General features: G+C 66.5%; 13 protein-coding genes. 6 read left to right on the top strand and 7 right to left on the bottom strand.

Annotated elements, in window-relative coordinates:
• Positions 1-585 precede the first annotated feature (585 nt).
• Genes BN2156_RS01245 through prpD form a run of 4 tightly spaced genes read right to left on the bottom strand, consistent with a single transcriptional unit; the run spans position 586 to position 7,556 of the window.
• Positions 586-3,981, bottom strand: a complete 3,396-nt coding sequence (locus tag BN2156_RS01245) for a pyruvate carboxylase (protein WP_090509369.1) — start codon at positions 3,979-3,981, stop codon at positions 586-588.
• Positions 3,982-4,006: 25 nt separating this feature from the next.
• Complete coding sequence (locus tag BN2156_RS01240; protein WP_090509366.1) at positions 4,007-5,140, bottom strand: bifunctional 2-methylcitrate synthase/citrate synthase; 1,134 nt, start codon at positions 5,138-5,140, stop codon at positions 4,007-4,009.
• Positions 5,137-6,054 (bottom strand): methylisocitrate lyase, encoded by a 918-nt coding sequence (prpB, locus tag BN2156_RS01235; RefSeq protein ID WP_090509363.1) that lies wholly within the window; start codon positions 6,052-6,054, stop codon positions 5,137-5,139. The genes BN2156_RS01240 and prpB overlap by 4 nt, the downstream gene beginning before the upstream one ends.
• The gene (gene prpD / locus BN2156_RS01230) at positions 6,051-7,556 is read right to left on the bottom strand and encodes a 2-methylcitrate dehydratase PrpD (protein ID WP_162490708.1); all 1,506 of its coding nucleotides are present in this window, start codon (positions 7,554-7,556) and stop codon (positions 6,051-6,053) included. Before prpD ends, prpB begins: the two co-directional genes overlap by 4 nt.
• A gap of 120 nt (positions 7,557-7,676) precedes the next feature.
• Between prpD and BN2156_RS01225 the strand changes: the two genes are divergently transcribed.
• Positions 7,677-9,083 carry a short-chain fatty acyl-CoA regulator family protein gene (locus BN2156_RS01225; RefSeq protein ID WP_090509357.1) on the top strand — a complete coding sequence of 469 codons (1,407 nt, stop codon included), beginning with the start codon at positions 7,677-7,679 and terminating at the stop codon, positions 9,081-9,083.
• Positions 9,084-9,140: 57 nt separating this feature from the next.
• Entirely contained in the window at positions 9,141-9,866 is a 726-nt protein-coding gene (locus tag BN2156_RS01220) for a DUF2275 domain-containing protein (protein WP_090509355.1), read from the top strand.
• 4 nt (positions 9,867-9,870) lie between these two features.
• Here BN2156_RS01220 and BN2156_RS01215 read toward each other — a convergent pair whose 3' ends face one another.
• Complete coding sequence (locus BN2156_RS01215; RefSeq protein WP_090509352.1) at positions 9,871-10,509, bottom strand: DUF5134 domain-containing protein; 639 nt, start codon at positions 10,507-10,509, stop codon at positions 9,871-9,873.
• Positions 10,510-10,670: 161 nt separating this feature from the next.
• On the opposite strand from BN2156_RS01215, the gene BN2156_RS01210 reads away from it, so the two are divergent.
• The 3 genes from BN2156_RS01210 to BN2156_RS01200 all read left to right on the top strand — a co-directional run bounded on the left by BN2156_RS01210 (position 10,671) and on the right by BN2156_RS01200 (position 13,800).
• Entirely contained in the window at positions 10,671-12,626 is a 1,956-nt protein-coding gene (locus BN2156_RS01210) for a cytochrome c oxidase assembly protein (RefSeq protein WP_407661583.1), read from the top strand.
• A gap of 377 nt (positions 12,627-13,003) precedes the next feature.
• A complete protein-coding gene (locus BN2156_RS01205) occupies positions 13,004-13,312 on the top strand; it encodes a WhiB family transcriptional regulator (RefSeq protein ID WP_090515320.1) in 309 nt (102 codons plus the stop codon).
• A complete protein-coding gene (locus BN2156_RS01200) occupies positions 13,309-13,800 on the top strand; it encodes a hypothetical protein (protein WP_090509349.1) in 492 nt (163 codons plus the stop codon). Before BN2156_RS01205 ends, BN2156_RS01200 begins: the two co-directional genes overlap by 4 nt.
• On the opposite strand, the gene BN2156_RS01195 is transcribed toward BN2156_RS01200, so the two are convergent.
• Positions 13,758-16,106 (bottom strand): heavy metal translocating P-type ATPase, encoded by a 2,349-nt coding sequence (locus BN2156_RS01195; RefSeq protein ID WP_264035236.1) that lies wholly within the window; start codon positions 16,104-16,106, stop codon positions 13,758-13,760. The two genes, BN2156_RS01200 and BN2156_RS01195, sit on opposite strands and share 43 nt — an antisense overlap.
• 62 nt (positions 16,107-16,168) lie before the next feature.
• Between BN2156_RS01195 and sigC the strand changes: the two genes are divergently transcribed.
• On the top strand, positions 16,169-16,729 hold the full coding sequence (gene sigC, locus BN2156_RS01190) for an RNA polymerase sigma factor SigC (RefSeq protein WP_090515318.1): 561 nt from the start codon (positions 16,169-16,171) through the stop codon (positions 16,727-16,729).
• On the opposite strand, the gene BN2156_RS01185 is transcribed toward sigC, so the two are convergent.
• The gene (locus BN2156_RS01185; protein WP_090509347.1) at positions 16,726-18,138 is read right to left on the bottom strand and encodes a PepSY-associated TM helix domain-containing protein; all 1,413 of its coding nucleotides are present in this window, start codon (positions 18,136-18,138) and stop codon (positions 16,726-16,728) included. The genes sigC and BN2156_RS01185 overlap by 4 nt on opposite strands.
• Positions 18,139-18,154: the final 16 nt, after the last annotated feature.

The following is an 18,154-nucleotide window of genomic DNA, read 5'->3' as shown; positions in this document are numbered from 1 at the left end:
CACGTTGGTCACGCCGCGCGCTGCGTTCGAGATACCGAGATGCCAGTTGCGCTGCGCTGCAGCACTTCATCACACGTCAAAGCCAAGTCCCCCTGTCCACGGTGCGAGTCAGGGGGCGCCACCAATAGGTGTGCGCCACGCCCCGACCCGCAGCCTCCTCAGATCAGCGAGGTGAGACTAACCAATACTTTTCCGGCGGTGGGGCGTCCCTTTCGGCACTCAACGCGGCGCGCGAGACGACTCACCACCGCCAGGAAAATTCGGCGTCAATTTCAAACGCGCAGTACAACAGCGCTTTTCGCGCTCTCCGCAACGCATGCACCGGCTTCGCACCAACACGCCCAACTGTGAAGTTGCTGTGAGTGCGGTAGCAACGCGGCGGGAAGATCATGGCGAACAGCGCCGCGCAGCAGCCTGGGCGGTTGTGGTCGGTTTTCGGCCCCGCGGGTCACGTCACAGCCAAGTCCGTGTAGGCAGCCGGCACCGACGACTGCCTCAATTCACAAAATTTCTCGTGAGCCGATTTTGGGGCCGCGGTCAGGCCCAGGCCGCCTCCTCGACCGCATGGCCGATCCCGCGGTCGACCTACTGACCGACGACGACGAGAAGGTCGCCACCTTCGACCTGCGCGGTCTGCGCAATCGCGATCCTTTTGACCGTGCCGCATTCAGGCGCAGTGATGGTCGCCTCCATCTTCATGGCCTCGATGGTGGCGATGGATTGACCGGTCTCGACGGTATCGCCTTCGGAGACGTTGACCGTGACCACGCCGGTGAAGGGAGCACCGATGTGGGCCGGATTGGCCCGATCGGCCTTCTCGGCTACTGGGGCCCCGCCGCTGATACTGCGGTCCCGCACCACAATCGGTCGTAGTTGTCCGTTGAGGATGCACATCACCGTGCGCATCCCCCGCTCGTCGGGTTCGGAGATCGCCTCCAGCCCGATCAGCAATTCGACCCCGGGTTCGAGTTTGACCCGGTGCTCCTCGCCGTGCCGCAACCCGTAGAAGAACTGATTGGCACTCAGCCGCGAGGTATCGCCGTACTCATCTCGATGCGCCTCGAATTCGGCTGTGGGGCCAGGGAACAGCAGCCGGTTCAAGGTCGCCTGACGCTTCGGCCCCGGCGCAGCCAGCACCGTTTCGTCCTCGGCGGACAACTCTTGGATCGGCTTGGCCGGATCCCGGCCGTGCAGAGCCTTGGTGCGCAACGGTTCCGGCCAACCGCCGGCAGGGTCCCCCAGCTCACCCCGCAGGAACCCGATCACACTGTCGGGGATGTCGTGGCGAGCCGGGTCGGAGGCGAAGTCGTCGGCATCGATGCCCGCGCCGACCATCGCCAGTGCCAGATCGCCCACCACCTTGCTCGACGGGGTGACCTTCACCAGCCGGCCCAACATCCGGTCCGCCGCAGCGTAGTTCGCCTCGATGTCATCGAAGCGACCGCTCAGACCGAGCGCGATGGCCTGCTGACGCAGATTGCTCAGCTGCCCGCCCGGAATCTCGTGGGTGTACACGCGCCCCGTGGGAAATGAAGGACAGGCAACCGCGACATCGAATGGTGCGTAGACCCGGCGCAGAGCTTCCCAGTACGGCTCAAGGTCACACACCGCGTCCAGTGACAGCCCGGTGTCGTAGGTGGTGTGCGCAGCGGCGGCCACGATCGAGGACAACGCCGGCTGACTCGTGGTTCCGGCCAGCGGAGCTGCCGCACCGTCGACGGCATCGGCACCGGCATTCCACGCCGCGACATAGGTGGCCAACTGGCCGCCCGGGGTGTCGTGGGTGTGCACATGCACGGGCAGATCGAACCGCGATTTCAGAGCAGACACCAGCGTCGTGGCCGCAGGCGCCCGCAGCAGGCCCGCCATGTCCTTGATGGCCAGAACATGCGCGCCGGACTCGACGATCTGCTCGGCCAGGAAGAGGTAATAGTCCAGCGTGTAGAGCGATTCACGCGGATCAGACAGATCTCCGGTGTAGGACATCGCGACTTCCGCGACCGCCGTGCCGGTGCCGCGGACCGCGTCGATCGCCGGGCGCATCGACTTCACGTTGTTCAGTGCGTCGAAGATCCGGAAAATGTCGACACCGGTGGCCGCGGCCTCGTCGACGAACGCGTGGGTCACCGATTCCGGATACGGTATGTAGCCCACCGTGTTCCGCCCCCGCAACAACATCTGCAGGCAGATGTTGGGCAGCGCTTCGCGCAACGCCGCAAGCCGCTCCCAGGGATCCTGCTTGAGGAACCGCAATGAGACGTCGTAGGTGGCACCGCCCCAGCATTCGACGGACAGCAGCTGCGGCATCGTGCGGGCGATGTAGGGCGCGACGCGCAGCAGTCCACTGGTGCGCACCCGGGTGGCCAGCAGCGATTGATGCGCATCGCGAAAGGTGGTGTCGGTCACGCCGATTGCGCTGCTGTCGCGCAGCCATCGGGCGAAACCGTCAGGGCCGAGCTCGGTCAGGCGCTGCTTGGAACCCGGGGGTGGAGCCACGCTCAAGTCGCACGCGGGAAGCTTGTCGCGCGGGTAGACCGCTGACGGACGGGGACCATGCGGCTGGTTGACGGTGACATCGGCCAGATAATTGAGAATCCTGGTGCCGCGGTCGGCGCTGGCGCGCGCGGTGAGCAGCTGGGGCCGCTGCTCGATGAACGACGTTGTCACCCTCCCGGCGACGAATTCGGGGTCCTCCAGGACCGCGGCCAGAAACTGGATGTTGGTCGATAGTCCGCGGATCCGGAACTCCGCCACGGCGCGGCGAGCGCGGGCCACCGCCGTCGGGAAGTCGCGGCCGCGGCAGGTCAGCTTCACCAGCATCGAATCGAAATGCGCCGACACCTCGGCCCCGAGGTTGGTGCCGCCGTCCAGTCGGACGCCGGCGCCACCGGGTGAGCGATATCCGGTGATGCGGCCGGTATCGGGACGGAATCCGTTGCTGGGATCTTCAGTGGTGATCCGGCACTGCAGGGCAGCACCGCGAATCTTCAACGCGTCCTGGGCGAGTCCGAGATCGGACAACGACGCCCCGTCCGCGATGCGCAGCTGACACGACACCAGGTCGACATCGGTGATTTCCTCGGTCACCGTGTGCTCGACCTGGATCCGGGGATTGCACTCGATGAACACGTGCCGTCCCTGCTCATCGAGCAGGAATTCCACCGTACCCGCGCACGAGTACCCGATCTGGCGGGCGAACGCCACCGCGTCGGCACAGATCCGTTCCCGCAGATGAGGATCCAGATTGGGGGCGGGCGCCAGCTCGATGACTTTCTGGTGGCGCCGCTGCAGGCTGCAGTCCCGTTCGAAGAGGTGGATCACGTTGCCCTGAGTATCCGCCAGGATCTGCACCTCGATGTGGCGCGGGTTGATCACTGCCTGCTCGAGGAACACCGTGGGATCCCCGAACGCCGACTGCGCTTCCCGGCTGGCGGCCTCGATCGCCTCCTTCAGATCGCCCACGTCGTTGACCCGCCGCATCCCCCGGCCACCGCCACCGGCGACGGCCTTGACGAACAGCGGGAAACTCATCGCCTCGGCGGCGGCCAGCAACTCGGACACCGAACTCGACGGGTCCGACGATGCCAGCACCGGCAGTCCGGCCTTACGGGCCTCGGCGACGGCGCGGGCCTTGTTGCCGGTCAGCTCCAGCACGTCGGCCGAAGGCCCCACAAACGCGATACCGGCCTGATCGCATGCCCTGGCCAACTCGGGGTTCTCCGAGAGAAACCCATAACCGGGATAGATCGCGTCGGCGCCCGCGTGGAGAGCAACCCGGATGATCTCGTCGACCGAAAGATGGGCCCGGACGGGATGTCCTTCCTCACCTATCTGATACGACTCGTCAGCCTTCAACCGGTGCTGAGAATTACGGTCCTCGTACGGATAGACCGCGACCGTTGCGAGACCGAGCTCGTAGGCCGCGCGAAACGCGCGGATGGCGATCTCTCCGCGGTTGGCGACCAGAACCTTGTCGACCACTGTTTCCTTTCCGAGCTTGCTGGTACTAGGTCAGCGCCCGCTGTGGATGCCCGCTGTAGTCACTGAGCGGCCGGATGAGGGCGTTCGACCCGGCCTGCTCCATGATGTGGGCGGTCCAGCCGGTGATCCGGCTCATCACGAACAGCGGTGTGAAGCTTGGGATATCGAATCCCATCAGGTAGTAGGCCGGCCCGGTCGGGAAGTCGAGGTTGGGCTTGATCCCGGTGGCGGCGAGCATGTTCTGCTCCAGGCGGTCGTAGATGTCCAGCCACCGCCGACCGTCGCGAACCTCGGACACACTGGCCAGCGCGGCCTTCATGGTGGGCACCCGGGAATCGCCACTCTTGTAGACCCGGTGACCGAACCCCATCACCTTGTCCTTGCGGGTCAACTTGCCGTGCAACCATTCCGCGGCGCGATCGGCGCTGCCGATCTCAAGCATGTCGTGCATCACTGCCTCATTGGCGCCGCCGTGGAGCGACCCCTTCAAAGCCCCGATGGCGGCCGTAACGGCGCTGTAGATATCGGACTGCGTTGAGGTGACCACGCGCGCCGCGAAGGTGGAGGCGTTGAAGCTGTGCTCGGCGTAGAGGATCATCGACTGCTCAAAAGCCTTGACGATCACCGGATCCGGCACTTCGCCGAAGCACATGTTGAGGAAATTCTCCGAGTAGCCCAGGTGGCTGTGCGGCGCGATCGGCTCCAATCCCCGCCGCCGGCGCATATCGGCGGCGACGATGGTGGGCAGCACCGCGAACATCCGCAACGACTTGGCGAAGTTGGCGGACGGGCTGCTGTCGTCCTCCTCGGGATCCTCGGCGCCGAGATAGCTGATTGCGGTCCGGACCACGTCCATCGGATGGCAGTTGTCGGGAATCTTGGCCAATAGTGATTGCATCGAGCGGTCGATGCGCCGAGAAGCCCGCTCGCGCTGCGAGAACAGCCCCAGTTCCTGATCTGTGGGGAGTTCCCCGTGCCACAGCAGGTAGGCGACCTGCTCGAAGCTGCAGTGCGCAGCCAGATCCTGCACCGCGTAGCCTCTATAGGTCAGCGAGTTGGTCTCCGGGACAACCTTGGAGATGGCGGTGGTATCGACCACCACACCGGCCAGACCCTTGTGGATACTCGGCTTGACTGTGTCGTTCGCGGTAACGGTCATGCTGTCGCCCCTTGCAGCGAGAAATTGTAGATGTCCGAGTCGAACTGGTTGTAGTCGTGGTAGCGCAGGAGCTCATACAGCCGGCTTCGATGCTGCATCTGATCGATCAGTCCGGATTGTGTTCCTGCCGAAGCGATTTCACGCAGTCCTACCTCGACTGCGTGCATCGCCAAGCGCAGCGTGGTCACCGGGTAGATCACCATGTTGTAGCCGATCTCGGACAACTGCCGGGTCGTCAGCAGCTCGGATTTTCCGAACTCGGTCATGTTGGCCAGCAGCGGAACATCGACCGCTTCCCGGAACTGCTCGAAATCCGCCGGAGTGTGCAGCGCCTCGGTGAAGATCAGGTCGGCCCCCGCGCCGGCGTAGGCCTTGGCCCGGTCGATCGCTGCGGGGATCCCCTCGATCCCCGCAGCGTCGGTGCGGGCGCAGATGATGAAGTCCGGGTCACGCCGCGCCGAGACAGCGGCGCGCAGCCGCTTGACCATCTCGGAAGTCTCCACCACTGCTTTCCCGTCGAGATGCCCGCATCGCTTGGGATTGACCTGATCTTCGAGGTGCAGTCCGGTCAGGCCCGCGTCTTCGAGCAACGTCACCGTTCGGGCCGCACTCATCGGTTCGCCGAATCCGGTGTCGGCGTCGATCAACGTCGGAAGGTCTGTGGCTGAAGCGATCTGGGCGCCACGGCCCGCCACTTCTGTCAGCGTCGTCAACCCGATGTCGGGCAGACCCAGGTCGGCGGACAGCACCGCACCGGAAACGTAGACGCCGTCGAAACCGATCTGCGCGACGAGCTTGGCCACCAGCGGGGAGAACGCACCGGGAAAACGCAGGAGCCGCCCCGACTCCAGGCCTCGACGAAACTTCCGGCGCTTCTCCGAGGCCGGGACCTCGGAGCCGAGTAGCCCCGTCATCGAAATATCCCCGAGGGGATCGTCGGCGCCTTGTCCAACACCCGCGGATCGACCCGGACGTTGAGCGCACCGAGCCCACCGGACTTGGCCGCCGAAACGTTCTGGACCGCGCACAGGAACCGTTGCTGCTCTTCGGCTTCGACGACGCCCTCGGCCAGTTCGGCGAACTTCGCGACGTACTGTTCGCGTTCGAAGGGACGGGCTCCGAGCGGATGCGCATCGGCGACCGCGAGTTCGTCCACGATCGTCTCACCGCTCTTGAGGGTGATGATTGCCTTGGCACCGAACGCCTTCTCGGTCGGGTCGTTCGAGTGGTAGCGCCGGGTCCACTCCGGATCCTCCACGGTGGAGATCTTGCGCCACAGTTCGATGGTGTCGGGACGGTGAGCCCGCTCGGGGGCGTAAGACCGCTCGTGGTGCCAGGTGCCGTCCTGCAACGCGACGGCGAAGATGTACATCACCGAGTGGTCCAGGGTCTCGCGGGACGCGTCCGGATCGAATTTCTGCGGATCGTTGGATCCGGTACCGATCACCACATGCGTGTGGTTGCTGGTGTGCAGCACGATCGTGGCGATCTGATCCAGGTCGCCGATACGCTCGCGCATGCGGCGGGCCAGGTCGATCGGCGCCTGGCTCTGGTACTCCGCCGAGTGCTCCTTGGTGTACGTGTCCAGGATGGCGCGTTTGGGTTCGCCCGGGGCGGGCAGCGGAACCTGGTAGGTGTGCTCGGGACCTGCGAGCATCCAGGCGATCACACCGTCCTCACCCTCCCAGATGGGCGCGGGCGACCCTTCGCCGCGCATCGCGCGGTCCACGGCCTCGATGGCCACCTTTCCTGCCCATGCCGGCGCGTAGGCCTTCCAGCTGGAGATCAGTCCCTTGCGCGACTGGCGGGTTGCGGTGGTCAGGTGCAACGACTGACCGATTGCCGCGTAGATGGTTTCGGGATCCAGCCGCAGCATGGCGCCCAGGCCGGCGGCAACCGACGGCCCGAGGTGGGCGACATGGTCGATCTTGTGCTTGTGCAGGCAGATTCCCTTGACCAGATCGACCTGCACCTCGTAGGCGGTGGCGATGCCGCGGATCAGATCAGCGCCGTTCACGCCGAGTTGCTGTGCCACGGCGACGAGCGCGGGGATGTTGTCACCCGGATGGGAGTACTCGGCGGCCAGGAACGTGTCGTGGAAGTCCAGTTCGCGAACCGCGACGCCGTTGGCCCAGGCCGCCCATTCGGGCGAAACCGTGCCGTCGACGCCGAACACGGTGGCACCGCGCGGTGCCTGGTGGGCCAGTGCCTGGGCCCGGGCCACCGTCACGGGCCGGCGGATCACCGACGCGGCCGACACCGCGGCGTTGTCGATGATGCGGTTGATCACCATCGCCTCGGTCTCGGGCAGCACGGCCACCGGGTCGGCGGCGATCTCGGCGATCTTCCAAGCCAGGTGTTCACTGCGCGGGAAGTCTTCGGCACTGCGCCGGGTTCTGACGTCATGTTCAAGCATGTTCCGCACGGTACGCAGACGCGGTCACCAGGGAAACCACCTGTAAATGCGTATTTTTGTGTCCTTTGGCGGCCGCTTTTGCAAATGTTGTGAAACCAGATCGGGGTAGCCTCGTCACCGGTGACCAAGACATTCGCCGGCGCCCGTCTGCGACGGCTACGCGACGAGAGAGGCCTTACACAGGTCGCGCTGGCGCGCGCGCTGGGACTGTCGACGAGCTACGTCAACCAACTCGAGAACGACCAGCGGCCGATCACGGTCCCCGTGTTGTTGGCGCTGTCCGATCGCTTCGACCTACCGACCCAGTACTTCGCCCCCGACGCCGACGCGCGGTTGGTGTCTGACCTGCGCGAAGTCCTCGCCGACGGCGCCACGACCGCCCAGATCGAGGAGCTCGTGGCGCGCATGCCCGAGGTCGGCCAGGCCATGGTGAGCATGCATCGCCGCCTGCACGACGCCACCGCCGAACTGGAGGCGGTCCACGGCCGGACCAACCTGGATGCGCAAGCCGGTACCCAGCAGCCGATGCCGTTCGAAGAGGTGCGTGACTTCTTCTACGACCGGCGCAATTACATCGACGTCCTCGACCGCGCCGCCGAGGATCTCTTTGCCCGGCACCGCCTCCAGGTCGGCGGGCTCGACCGGCAATTGGCCGATCTGCTGTCCACCGAGTTCGGCGTCTCGGTGATCGTGGACAACGGAGATGTCCTGGGCTCCAGCGTGAAACGCCGGTACCAGCCCGAGGCCGGGACGCTGCATGTGGCCCGGTGGTTACTGCCCGGCCAACGCGCATTCCAGCTGGCCACCCAGATCGCCTTGTTGCTGCACTCTGAACTGATCAACTCCATCGTCGCCACCGATGACCAATTGAGCTCGGAGGCAAAGGACGTCGCGCGGATCGGGCTTGCCAACTATTTCGCCGGCGCCCTATTGCTGCCCTACCGCATGTTCCTGTCCGCCGCCGAGGAGTTGCGGTACGACATCGATCAGCTCGCCCGCCGCTTCGAGGTGGGATTCGAGACCATCTGCCATCGCCTGTCGACCCTGCAGCGGCCGGATGCGCGTGGGGTCCCGTTCATCTTCGTCCGTACCGACAGCGCGGGAAACATATCGAAACGCCAGTCCGCCACTGCTTTTCACTTTTCCCGGGTGGGCGGCAACTGTCCGCTGTGGGTAGTGCACCAAGCGTTCTCCCGTCCAGGCGAGTTCTTGACCCAGGTCGCTCAGATGCCTGACGGCCGGAGCTATTTCTGGATCGCAAGAACGTCGGCATCAGCACCGAGCCGGTACCGGGGTACGCCCAAGAGTTTCGCCATCGGGCTCGGCTGCGATCTGAGCCATGCCGACAAGCTCGTCTATTCGGTGGGCATCGATCTGAGCGATCCCGAAGCCACGGTGCCCATCGGAGCGGGCTGCCGGATCTGCGACCGTCCGGCCTGCCCGCAACGGGCCTTTCCCTATGTGGGCAGGCCGGTGCATGTCGACCCGCAGACCAGCAGCAATCTGCCGTACTCGCCGACGGTGTGACCGGCGCTGTCGGCGTTCGTGGTTGTGGGCCGAGCAGATGTGCAATCACCGAGACCAATGCGGGAGAATGGCCCGGTGGACTGCGTGGTGGCACGAGAGGCGCTTTCGGCGCGCCTCGATGGGGAGCGTGAGCCGGTCCCCTCTGCGCGCGTCGACGAGCATCTACGTGACTGCCCGGAGTGTGCCGACTGGTACGACCGGGCCGAAGCGCTGGGGCTGCAATTGCGCGACCTGGCCAACAACGGATTGATCGGCGCGGTGAGTGGACGCCCGAACCAGAAGCCCGGTGCGCTGGGCGGCCTCTGGAACCGGCTGAGCCGGCATCTGCTGACCACCGCGATCGTCGTCATCGGGATCGCCCAGGTGAGTTTGGCGGTCGCGCAGGCGGTCGGCATGAATTTCGGTATGGTCGCCGCACATCACGGGTCGGCCAGCGGAGCCCACCTGCTCAATGAGTCCACGGCGTGGTCGGCGGCACTGGGAATCGCGACAGTGGCGATGGCCTTCCGCCGTCGGATCGCGCCCGGTCTCGCCTGCGTGCTGGCGATCTACTGCGGATTCCTCGCGTATTACGTGGTGTCAGACGCGCTGGCGGGGCTGGTGACTCCGGTCCGGGTGCTGAGTCATGTGCCGGTGGCGTTGGCAGCGATCGTGTCGATCTTGGCGTCGCGCGCCGAGCATTCGCATGACCCATCACCCCGGGCACGTGGTGACGATGACGAATCGCGCCCAGCCACACCGCCCCGGCGTCACCTCCGCGCCGCCGACGACCCGGCCGCCTGAGCGGCTACAGCATCACGCCGAACATGATCGCCATCCCGGCGGCCATCATTGCCCGGCACAGTGTGCCGAAGTGCGAGAACGGCGGCGTTTCGGCCCCGTGACGTGCCGCGAAGTAGCGGTACAGCCACAACGTGGCGGCGATCACGAAGCCGATGGTCAACAGCCAGTTGATGGCAGGGATCCAGGGCGGCTGCACCGAGACCTGTTCCATCGCCATCGCCGCACCGCCGCCATGGTGCCCCGTCATGTGCATCGCGTGCGCGCCGTGGCTACCCGCGGCGGCCGTTTCTGCTTGGTGCCCAAGCACATTGCCGTTCATCACGGCATACATCCAGGCCATCGCCAGCATCATCGCGGCGTGATAGCCGTCGGCCACCCGCCCCTGGGTCGTCCCGGACCTCAGCAATCCGGCCAGGAACCAGGCAGCGGCGCCCAGGAAGAAGTACATCGGGCCCAGCGTGGGCAGCTCGGCCCCACGCGGCCAGGCCATCACCATCATCGCGATGGCCATCGCCAAATGGAGCAGCTGACTCACCGCAGTGCCCGGGCGGCCGCGAGAACCCATCAACGCGAAGGTGCACTCAAGCGCGCTGAAGGCGAACAACACCGTTACCGCCCAGCGGAGCGCAAGATCGGCGATCATTCCGGGTCCTGTCTACACGTGTGTGGGGACGGTCGTCCCCCGTTGTTGGTCGCGGATGCGGGCGCCGAAGTTCCCGCGCCCATCAGCACTACGACGCATTGTCGTAGAATCGCATGGCCGCGACGTTTGACTCGTTTGCGCGGCGGAAGGCCGGTTCGACTATGGCGCGTGTGCGCATGTCCACTGCGGCCGGGGTGTGGCGGGAACGCCTGACACTGCTCGGCATCGTCACAGGGTGCACTGCGGTGTTGTCCGTGAGCGCCGTGCACCTGGGCGCACAACGGCTGGCCGCGGCAGGGATCGCCGACCCGGGACCGGCCACCAGCGCAGCCCGGTTGTTCGGGCACTGGGCGGGCACCCTGGCGGGCGCGCTGTGCCTCGGAGCGCTCGTCTGGATCGTGACGACCGCGACACCTCGCGAGGACGGGCGAATCGACACGGTGTCCTTCGCGGCGCATCTGCTCGTCGAACGCATCGCCATCGTCTGGGCCTGTTGCGCCTCCGCGATGGTCGTCGTCTCGGCGTCCGCCGACGCGGGAATTCCCATCGGCCGGCTGGTCGCCGGACCCGGCCTCGGCAGCACCATCGCGGCATCAGAGGTCGCGCGCGGCTGGTGCGTGACAGCGATATGCGCGCTGGTGTTGGCGGTCGGCGTGCGGTTCACCCTCCACTGGATGGGTCATTGCGTGGCACTGCTGCCGGCGTTGATCGGGGTGGTCGCGGTAGCCGTGACGGGCAATGCCGGACAGGGCCCGGATCATGACATCGCCACCAGTGCCGTGATCGTCTTCTCAGTGGCGGTCGCGGTCCTGGCCGGAACGAAAATCACTTCCGCCGTATTGCGAGACGTCGCGTTCCGGCGCCGGGTCCAGATGCTGCAGCTGACGTGCGGAGCGGTCGCCATCATCTACGGTGCCGTGCTGGCCACGCTGATGCTGGGCGGACTACCGATCCTGGGATCTGCCTACGGGCGGGCCGTGGCCGTCGCCGGTGTGCTGCTGGTACTGGTGTGGGTCGGCGACGGGGCGCTTCTTCTGACGCGTCGTGCCCCGTCGCGGTGGGTCGACGCCGTGTCTGCGGGCGCGATGATCGTCGTCACCGCTGCGCTGACGCTCGCCGCGAGCGGCGTACCGCCCCGGTTCACCGTTCACGAGTTCTCAACGTGGGACATATTTTTGGGCTACCAGCTCGACTCACCCCCGAGCCCGGTCAGCCTCGTCACGGAGTGGAGGTTCGATCCGCTGATCGGGACGACAGCCATCGCCCTTGCGGTGGGTTATCTCATCGCGGTGACACGGCTGCGGCGACGCGGTGACCAGTGGCCGGTGGGACGCACTGTTGCCTGGTGCCTGGGTTGTGCAGCACTGCTGATCACCACGAGCTCCGGAGTGCGTGCCTACGGATCGGCGATGTTCAGCGTGCACATGGGTGAGCACATGGCGCTGAACATGTTCGTCCCCGTACTACTGGTGCTCGGGGCCCCCGTCACGCTCGCGCTACGAGTCCTGCCCGCCGCGGCGAAAGGCGGAACGCCGGGGCCACGTGAATGGTTGGTGTGGTTCGTGCATGCGCCGGTGACGCGGTTCCTGTCGCATCCGGTGACGGCTTTCATATTGTTCGTCGGGTCGCTGTACCTCGTCTATTTCACCCCGTTGTTCGACACCTTGATCCGGTATCACTGGGGCCACGAGTTCATGAGCGTGCACTTCCTGCTGACCGGCTACCTGTATTACTGGGGAATCATCGGGATCGACCCCGGACCGAGACGACTCCCCTTCCTCGGGCGGCTCGGGCTTCTTTTCGCCGTGATGCCGTTCCACGCCTTCTTCGGCATCGCCACCATGACGATGACGTCATCGCTCGGTGAGAGTTTCTACCGGTCTGTCAATCTGCCTTGGTTGCAGAGCATTTCGGATGACCAACACCTCGGCGGCGCCATCGCGTGGGGTTCGAGCGAGCTGCCGGTGCTCATCGTGGTGATCGCCCTGGTGGCCCAGTGGGCGCGTCAGGATCGCCGGGCGGGAGCACGTGAGGATCGCCACAGCGATCGCGGGTACGACGACGAGCTCGATGCGTACAACGCGATGCTGCACGAACTTTCCCGTAACCGTCGCTGAGCCGCGCCCCAAGCTGAACCGAATCGTCCGGGCCGGAAGCCTGCACCTGTCACACAGGCTGACCGATACCCAACAGGACAGCGCCCCTGGACATCACAACTAGTCGGCGGCGCCAGAACCGCAGGTGCAATTGCTCCCGCAGGTGCAGTTCTCACACTTACAGTTCGGGTTGTCGCACTTCGCCGACTCGACTGTTTCATTGCTGGTCATGCATATGAGGCTACGCCCAGCAGGTCCCGGTCAGGCCGCAAAAGGAACTAATGCCGCCGTGTTCCCGACCAATCACTGAGGCGATCGAGACCTACGCCGCACCACCATCCGTCGATCCCCCAGGTCGCCGATCGGCAGAACGACGAGACGTAGAGGATGTGCTGCGCATGCACCAGTCACACCAGTTGCCCGTGCCCCGCGTCGAGCTGTGGGACTGGCAGCAGCTCGGCAGGTGCCGAAATTTCGACCAGGCGATGTTCTTCGGCGCAGATGGCGAAGACCGGCCCACCCGGGCCCGCAGAATTCAGCGGGCCAAGCAGCTGTGCGAAGATTGCCCCGTCCTCTCGGCATGTCGTGACCATGCACTCGCCGCTGCCGAACAGCACGGTATCTGGGGTGGTCTGACGCCCAGCGAACGCAATGCGCTGCTCGCCTCCGGACCGTCGAATACATTGATGAGCGGGGTATCTCGGTGACATCAAGGGATATCGCAGCCACGGTCGAATCCGAGTTGCGGGCCATCGAGCGCCGGGTGTTCGAGGACGTGTGGATCAGCACCGCGCGGGCCCGAGTCGTGGCGGCACTTGCCACCGGCTTGGCGGCGACAGCCGTGGTCTTGCAGGCCACCGGCGAAGTACCCGCCGGCGCAACGCGCAACGGTCACTGGATATCGCTGGTGGCGACCGCCCTGTTCACTCTCGCGGCTTCGGTGTCGGCTTTCGCTCTGGTGCGACGCCGATTTCGGTGGTGCTGTCTTGCGACATGCGCGTCGGCGCTGGCCAGTGTTGACGGTGCGGGCGCATTCTGGTGGCATCACACCGCCCACACCGCCTCCTGGGTTCCGGCGGCAGTGGGCACCCTGAGCGCTGCGGCGTTGACCGCGACCTGGTTGGGTATCTGCCTGGTCCCGCTGGACTCGTCTCAGCCGGACATGCGCGCGGCGCCGGCCGGCGCCGGCGGTTGAACGTCCGAATCCCGCAACGAATTCGCTTGGACCTTGCCGTAATTGCGCAGCCGCAGGCTGTTCGACACCACCAGGAACGACGACACCGCCATCGCCGCGCCCGCGATCAGCGGATTCAGCAGGCCGGCCGCGGCGATCGGAATCGCAGCGACGTTGTACCCGAAGGCCCAGATCATGTTGACCCTGATGGTCCGCATCGTCGCCCTGGCCAGGCCCAGCGCCTGCGGGACCGAATCGAGGTTGTCGCGGACGAGGATGATGTCAGCGGCGCCTATGGCCACATCGGTCCCTCGGCCGATGGCCAGGCCCAGATCAGCACAGGCCAACGCGGGACCATCGTTGATCCCGTCGCCGACCATGGCCACCACCCGGCCCTGCTCGCGCAGTTTCTCGATCGCGCCGACCTTGTCCTCGGGCAGTACCTCGGCGACCACATCGTCGATTCCCACGGCCGCCCCTATCGCGGCGGCCGTCGCGGCGTTGTCTCCGGTCAACAGCATCGTTTTCATGCCCTGGGTGTGCAGCTGCTCGACCGCACCCGCCGCCGACTCCTTGACGGCATCGGCGATGCAGATGGCACCGCACACGGTGTCACCGCACGCGACGAATACCACGGTCTGACCGGCGGATTCGCCCGCCTTGCGGGCAGCCGCGAGGTTGGCCGATACCACCCGGTCGCGGGTCACCCAAGCCGGACGCCCGACCACCACGGCCGCCCCGTCCACCGAGCCGGCCACACCGTGGCCGGCGAATGCCTGGAACTCCTGGACCTCGGCGATCTCGCGACCGGCGCGAGCCGTCACGATGGCATGCGCCACCGGATGTTCGGAGGCCGACTCGACGGCGGCCGCATGCCCGAGGACCCCATCCTCGGTCCATCCCTCGGCCACGGTGACGGTGATGACCTGAGGTTGCCCCGTGGTCAGGGTGCCGGTCTTGTCGAACACGACGGTATCGACCGCACGGATCGCCTCCAGGGCGCGATGTCCCTTGAGGAATATGCCCAGCTGGGCTCCCCGGCCCGAGGCCACCATCATCGCCGTCGGCGTGGCCAGCCCCAGGGCGCACGGGCAGGCGATCACCAGCACCGCCAGGGCGGCCGATACCGCTCGGTTGACATCGCCGTCGGCCAACAGCCAGCCGAAGGCGGTGGCCGCCGCGATCACCAGCACACACGGCACGAACACCGAGGCGATGCGATCGGCCAGTCTCTGCGCGTCGGCCTTCTGGGCCTGCGCCTGCTCCACGAGCCGGACCATCCCGGCAAACCTGGTGTCCGGCCCCACCGCGGCGGCTTCGACGATCAACCGCCCGTCGAGTACGACAGTGCCGCCGACGACGCTCGAACCTTGTTGCGTCTGTACCGGTTTCGACTCCCCGGTCATGGCGCTGACGTCGACGGCGGCCGCGCCGGACACCACCAGGCCGTCAGCCGTGATGGCCTCACCGGGCCGGACGACGAATCGCTGTCCTTCTTTGAGCTCGTCGGCGGGCAATACGAGTTCGCCGCCGTCGGCCAGCAGCACCGTCACCGTCTTGGCGCCGAGCGCGGCCAGCGCCCGCAGCGCTCCCCCGGCCCGCGAGCGTGCCCTGGCCTCGAAATAGCGGCCCGCGAGCACGAAAACCGTCACCCCCGCGGCGACCTCCAGATAGATGGCGTCGCTGCCGAGCAGGGCCTGCCAGACGCCCGCGGCGTGATAGGTCTGGTGATCGAAGAAGATCGTGTACATCGACCACACCGTGGCGGCGGTGACGCCGATGGAGATCAAGGTCTCCATGGTGGAGGTTCCGCGCCGCGCGTTGCGAAGCGCTGCGCGGTGGAACGGCCATGCGGCCCACGTCACGATCGGTGCCGCCAACGCCGTGAGCACCCACTGCCACCCGGCGAATCGGGTGTCGGGCACCACGGCAAACATCACCGAGAGATCGGCCAGCGGGATGAACAACACGGCGGCGATGGCGAGCCGCAGGAGCAGGCTGCGCGCATGGTCGGCGTCCGGGTCGACGTCGGTGGTGGATCGCTCGACCCGGGGGGCCGCCTGGTAACCGGCTCGCTCGATGACCGCACACAATTGTTCGACACCGACCTCGGGGGCAGCCTCGACCGTGGCGACGCGTGTGGCGAAGTTCACTGACGCCCGCACCCCGTCGACCTTGTTGAGTTTGTTCTCCACGCGGGCAGCACAGGCCCCGCACGACATTCCGGTGACGTCCAGCGCTATGCGCTGGGTCACGTCCTCGCCGGGGACAGTTGCTGTCGTCACGACCACTCCCAATAGATCAGCCACCAGCTCGGTGGCGTACATCACCGATATAGATAGTCGTTCCGGGCCGCTGCCGAGTTCCCGGGCGGGATCGAATAGTGTCGATGACCGTGACTACCGAACGCGGCGAGGACCACGTTACGCGGCTGGCCTTCGCCGCCGGCCGCGGTGATTCGGCCGCGCTCGAGCAATTCATCCGGGCCACCCAGACCGACGTCTGGCGAACCGTGGCCTATCTGGGGGATTCCGGGTCGGCCGACGACCTGACCCAAGAGACCTTCATGCGCGCCATCACCGCGCTCCCCCGGTTCAGTGGCCGGTCGTCTGCCCGCACCTGGCTGCTGTCGATCGCGCGGCGGGTGGTCGTCGACCAGATTCGGCACAAGCAGAGCCGGCCGCGCACCCAGCACGGCGTGGACGTCGAGCAGGTGCTCGAAAGCTACCGCCCCGTCGGGGGGTTCGAGAAGATGGTGGAGATCCGGCTCTTGCTGGACGGCCTGGATCCCGACCGCCGGCACGCTCTGCTGCTGACCCAGGTGCTCGGGTTGTCCTATGCCGAAGCCGCCGAGGTGTGCGGCTGCCCGGTCGGCACCATTCGGTCCCGCGTGGCCCGCGCTCGCGAAGATCTGATCGCGGCCGCCGAACGCGACGATCTGACCGGCTAGCGCCCCCGCCCCTGCCTGCGGTGCTGTCGCCATCCCACCGCGACGTCCACCGCTACGAACACGACCAGGCTGACCCCCAACAGCGGGATGAACCAGCCGACCGCGGCGACCGCGAGGACCACGGCCACCGCTGCCCCTGGCGGTAGTCCGGTGAGCACACCGCGCCGCGGCGCAGGACCCACCGGCCGGCCGCCGGCGGTGGGGCGTCGCTGCCACCACAACAGGTAACCGCGCACGATCACGGCGACCAACGCGAGTGCCAGGCCCAGCAGCACGAGCTGGTTGGCGATCCCGAACAGCAGCCCCATGTGCAGCTGAATGCCCCAGGCGGAGAGCTTGGCCGCCAGTGGCCAGTCGGCGAACCACGATGTGTCGGTCACCGTCGCGGAAGCTGCGTCGACGGCGACCGTGTTGTTCGACATCACCCACGGCTGCCGGATCTGCGCCACGGTGAACGCGGTGTGTGAGTTCGAGGGGATGCCGACCTCGACGTCGCCGCCGACACCCGCCTGACGGGCTGCCTTCAGTACCCGGTCGATGTCACCGACCAACGGTTCACCGTGCTGGTGAGCTGCTGCCGGGGCGCCGTCGATCGCCGTCGACACGGTCGGGGTTGTCCACGACAACGCCGCCCGCAGCGCGGTGACGTTGTCGCCGGCGAACCGTGACCAGGTCAGTCCCGTCGCCGACAGGAACAGCAATCCGACCGCGATCCAGACCCCCACCGCCCCATGCCAGTTCAGTGTCCGCGTCCTCCCCCGGGCGGTGCGGTCGAGCGTCAGCAGTCTGGGCTTCGGGTCGCCGGGCCGCGGAGTGCCCCGATATCTGTTCCACCACAGGAACATCCCGGCCAGCGCGATCAGCCAAAGCCACGAGGCCGCCAGTTCGCTGTACAGACGACCCGGTTCCCCGAGGTGCAGGCTGCGGTGCAACTGATCGATCCAAGTCCTCAGCGGCAGCGCACCGCTGCTGCCGTAGACCGTGAGCTCTCCCCGCGAGACGGTGGTCACCGGGTCGATGAACACAGCATGACGCTCGGACTCACCCAGCGACGGATCATCGAACATGACCCGCGTGGTCTCACCGGGCCCGGACGCCGGGCGCACTGCGGTGACCGTCAACTCGGGTCGCTGCGCCTGGGCGGCCCGGACCTGTTCGGCCACCGGCAGCATGTCGCCGCTGCTGTTCGTTTGAAGCTGGTCGCGGTAGACGAACTGCTCGATGGTGGGCGCGATGGCGTAGAGCCCGCCGCTGACCGCGGCGATCAGCAGGAACGGCCCGACGAAGATCCCCGCATAGAAGTGCAGGCGCAGCAGGAACGCGCGGTAGGGCGCTGTCCCCACCGGTGGCGAGGTCGGCGCCTCCGGCGTCGGTGTCTCATCGGTGGATGTCGACGGGTTCTCGCCCATGGCTCCTCAGCGGTCG

The organism is Mycolicibacterium neworleansense (assembly GCF_001245615.1).
Lineage (GTDB): Bacteria > Actinomycetota > Actinomycetes > Mycobacteriales > Mycobacteriaceae > Mycobacterium > Mycobacterium neworleansense.
Note: the sequence above shows the minus strand (reverse complement) of the source record. Positions and strands in the feature narration are given on the sequence as shown.

Bases quoted from the DNA above. Each gene is read 5' to 3' on its own strand.
- BN2156_RS01240 (WP_090509366.1), bottom strand. From the start codon at position 5,140: ATGACCGTTACCGCGAACGACACAGTCAAGCCGAGTATCCACAAGGGT.
- prpB (WP_090509363.1), bottom strand. From the start codon at position 6,054: ATGACGGGGCTACTCGGCTCCGAGGTCCCGGCCTCGGAGAAGCGCCGG.
- prpD (WP_162490708.1), bottom strand. From the start codon at position 7,556: ATGCTTGAACATGACGTCAGAACCCGGCGCAGTGCCGAAGACTTCCCG.
- BN2156_RS01220 (WP_090509355.1), top strand. From the start codon at position 9,141: ATGCGGGAGAATGGCCCGGTGGACTGCGTGGTGGCACGAGAGGCGCTT.
- BN2156_RS01215 (WP_090509352.1), bottom strand. From the start codon at position 10,509: ATGATCGCCGATCTTGCGCTCCGCTGGGCGGTAACGGTGTTGTTCGCC.
- BN2156_RS01210 (WP_407661583.1), top strand. From the start codon at position 10,671: ATGGCGCGTGTGCGCATGTCCACTGCGGCCGGGGTGTGGCGGGAACGC.
- BN2156_RS01205 (WP_090515320.1), top strand. From the start codon at position 13,004: ATGCACCAGTCACACCAGTTGCCCGTGCCCCGCGTCGAGCTGTGGGAC.
- BN2156_RS01195 (WP_264035236.1), bottom strand. From the start codon at position 16,106: ATGTACGCCACCGAGCTGGTGGCTGATCTATTGGGAGTGGTCGTGACG.
- sigC (WP_090515318.1), top strand. From the start codon at position 16,169: ATGACCGTGACTACCGAACGCGGCGAGGACCACGTTACGCGGCTGGCC.
- BN2156_RS01185 (WP_090509347.1), bottom strand. From the start codon at position 18,138: ATGGGCGAGAACCCGTCGACATCCACCGATGAGACACCGACGCCGGAG.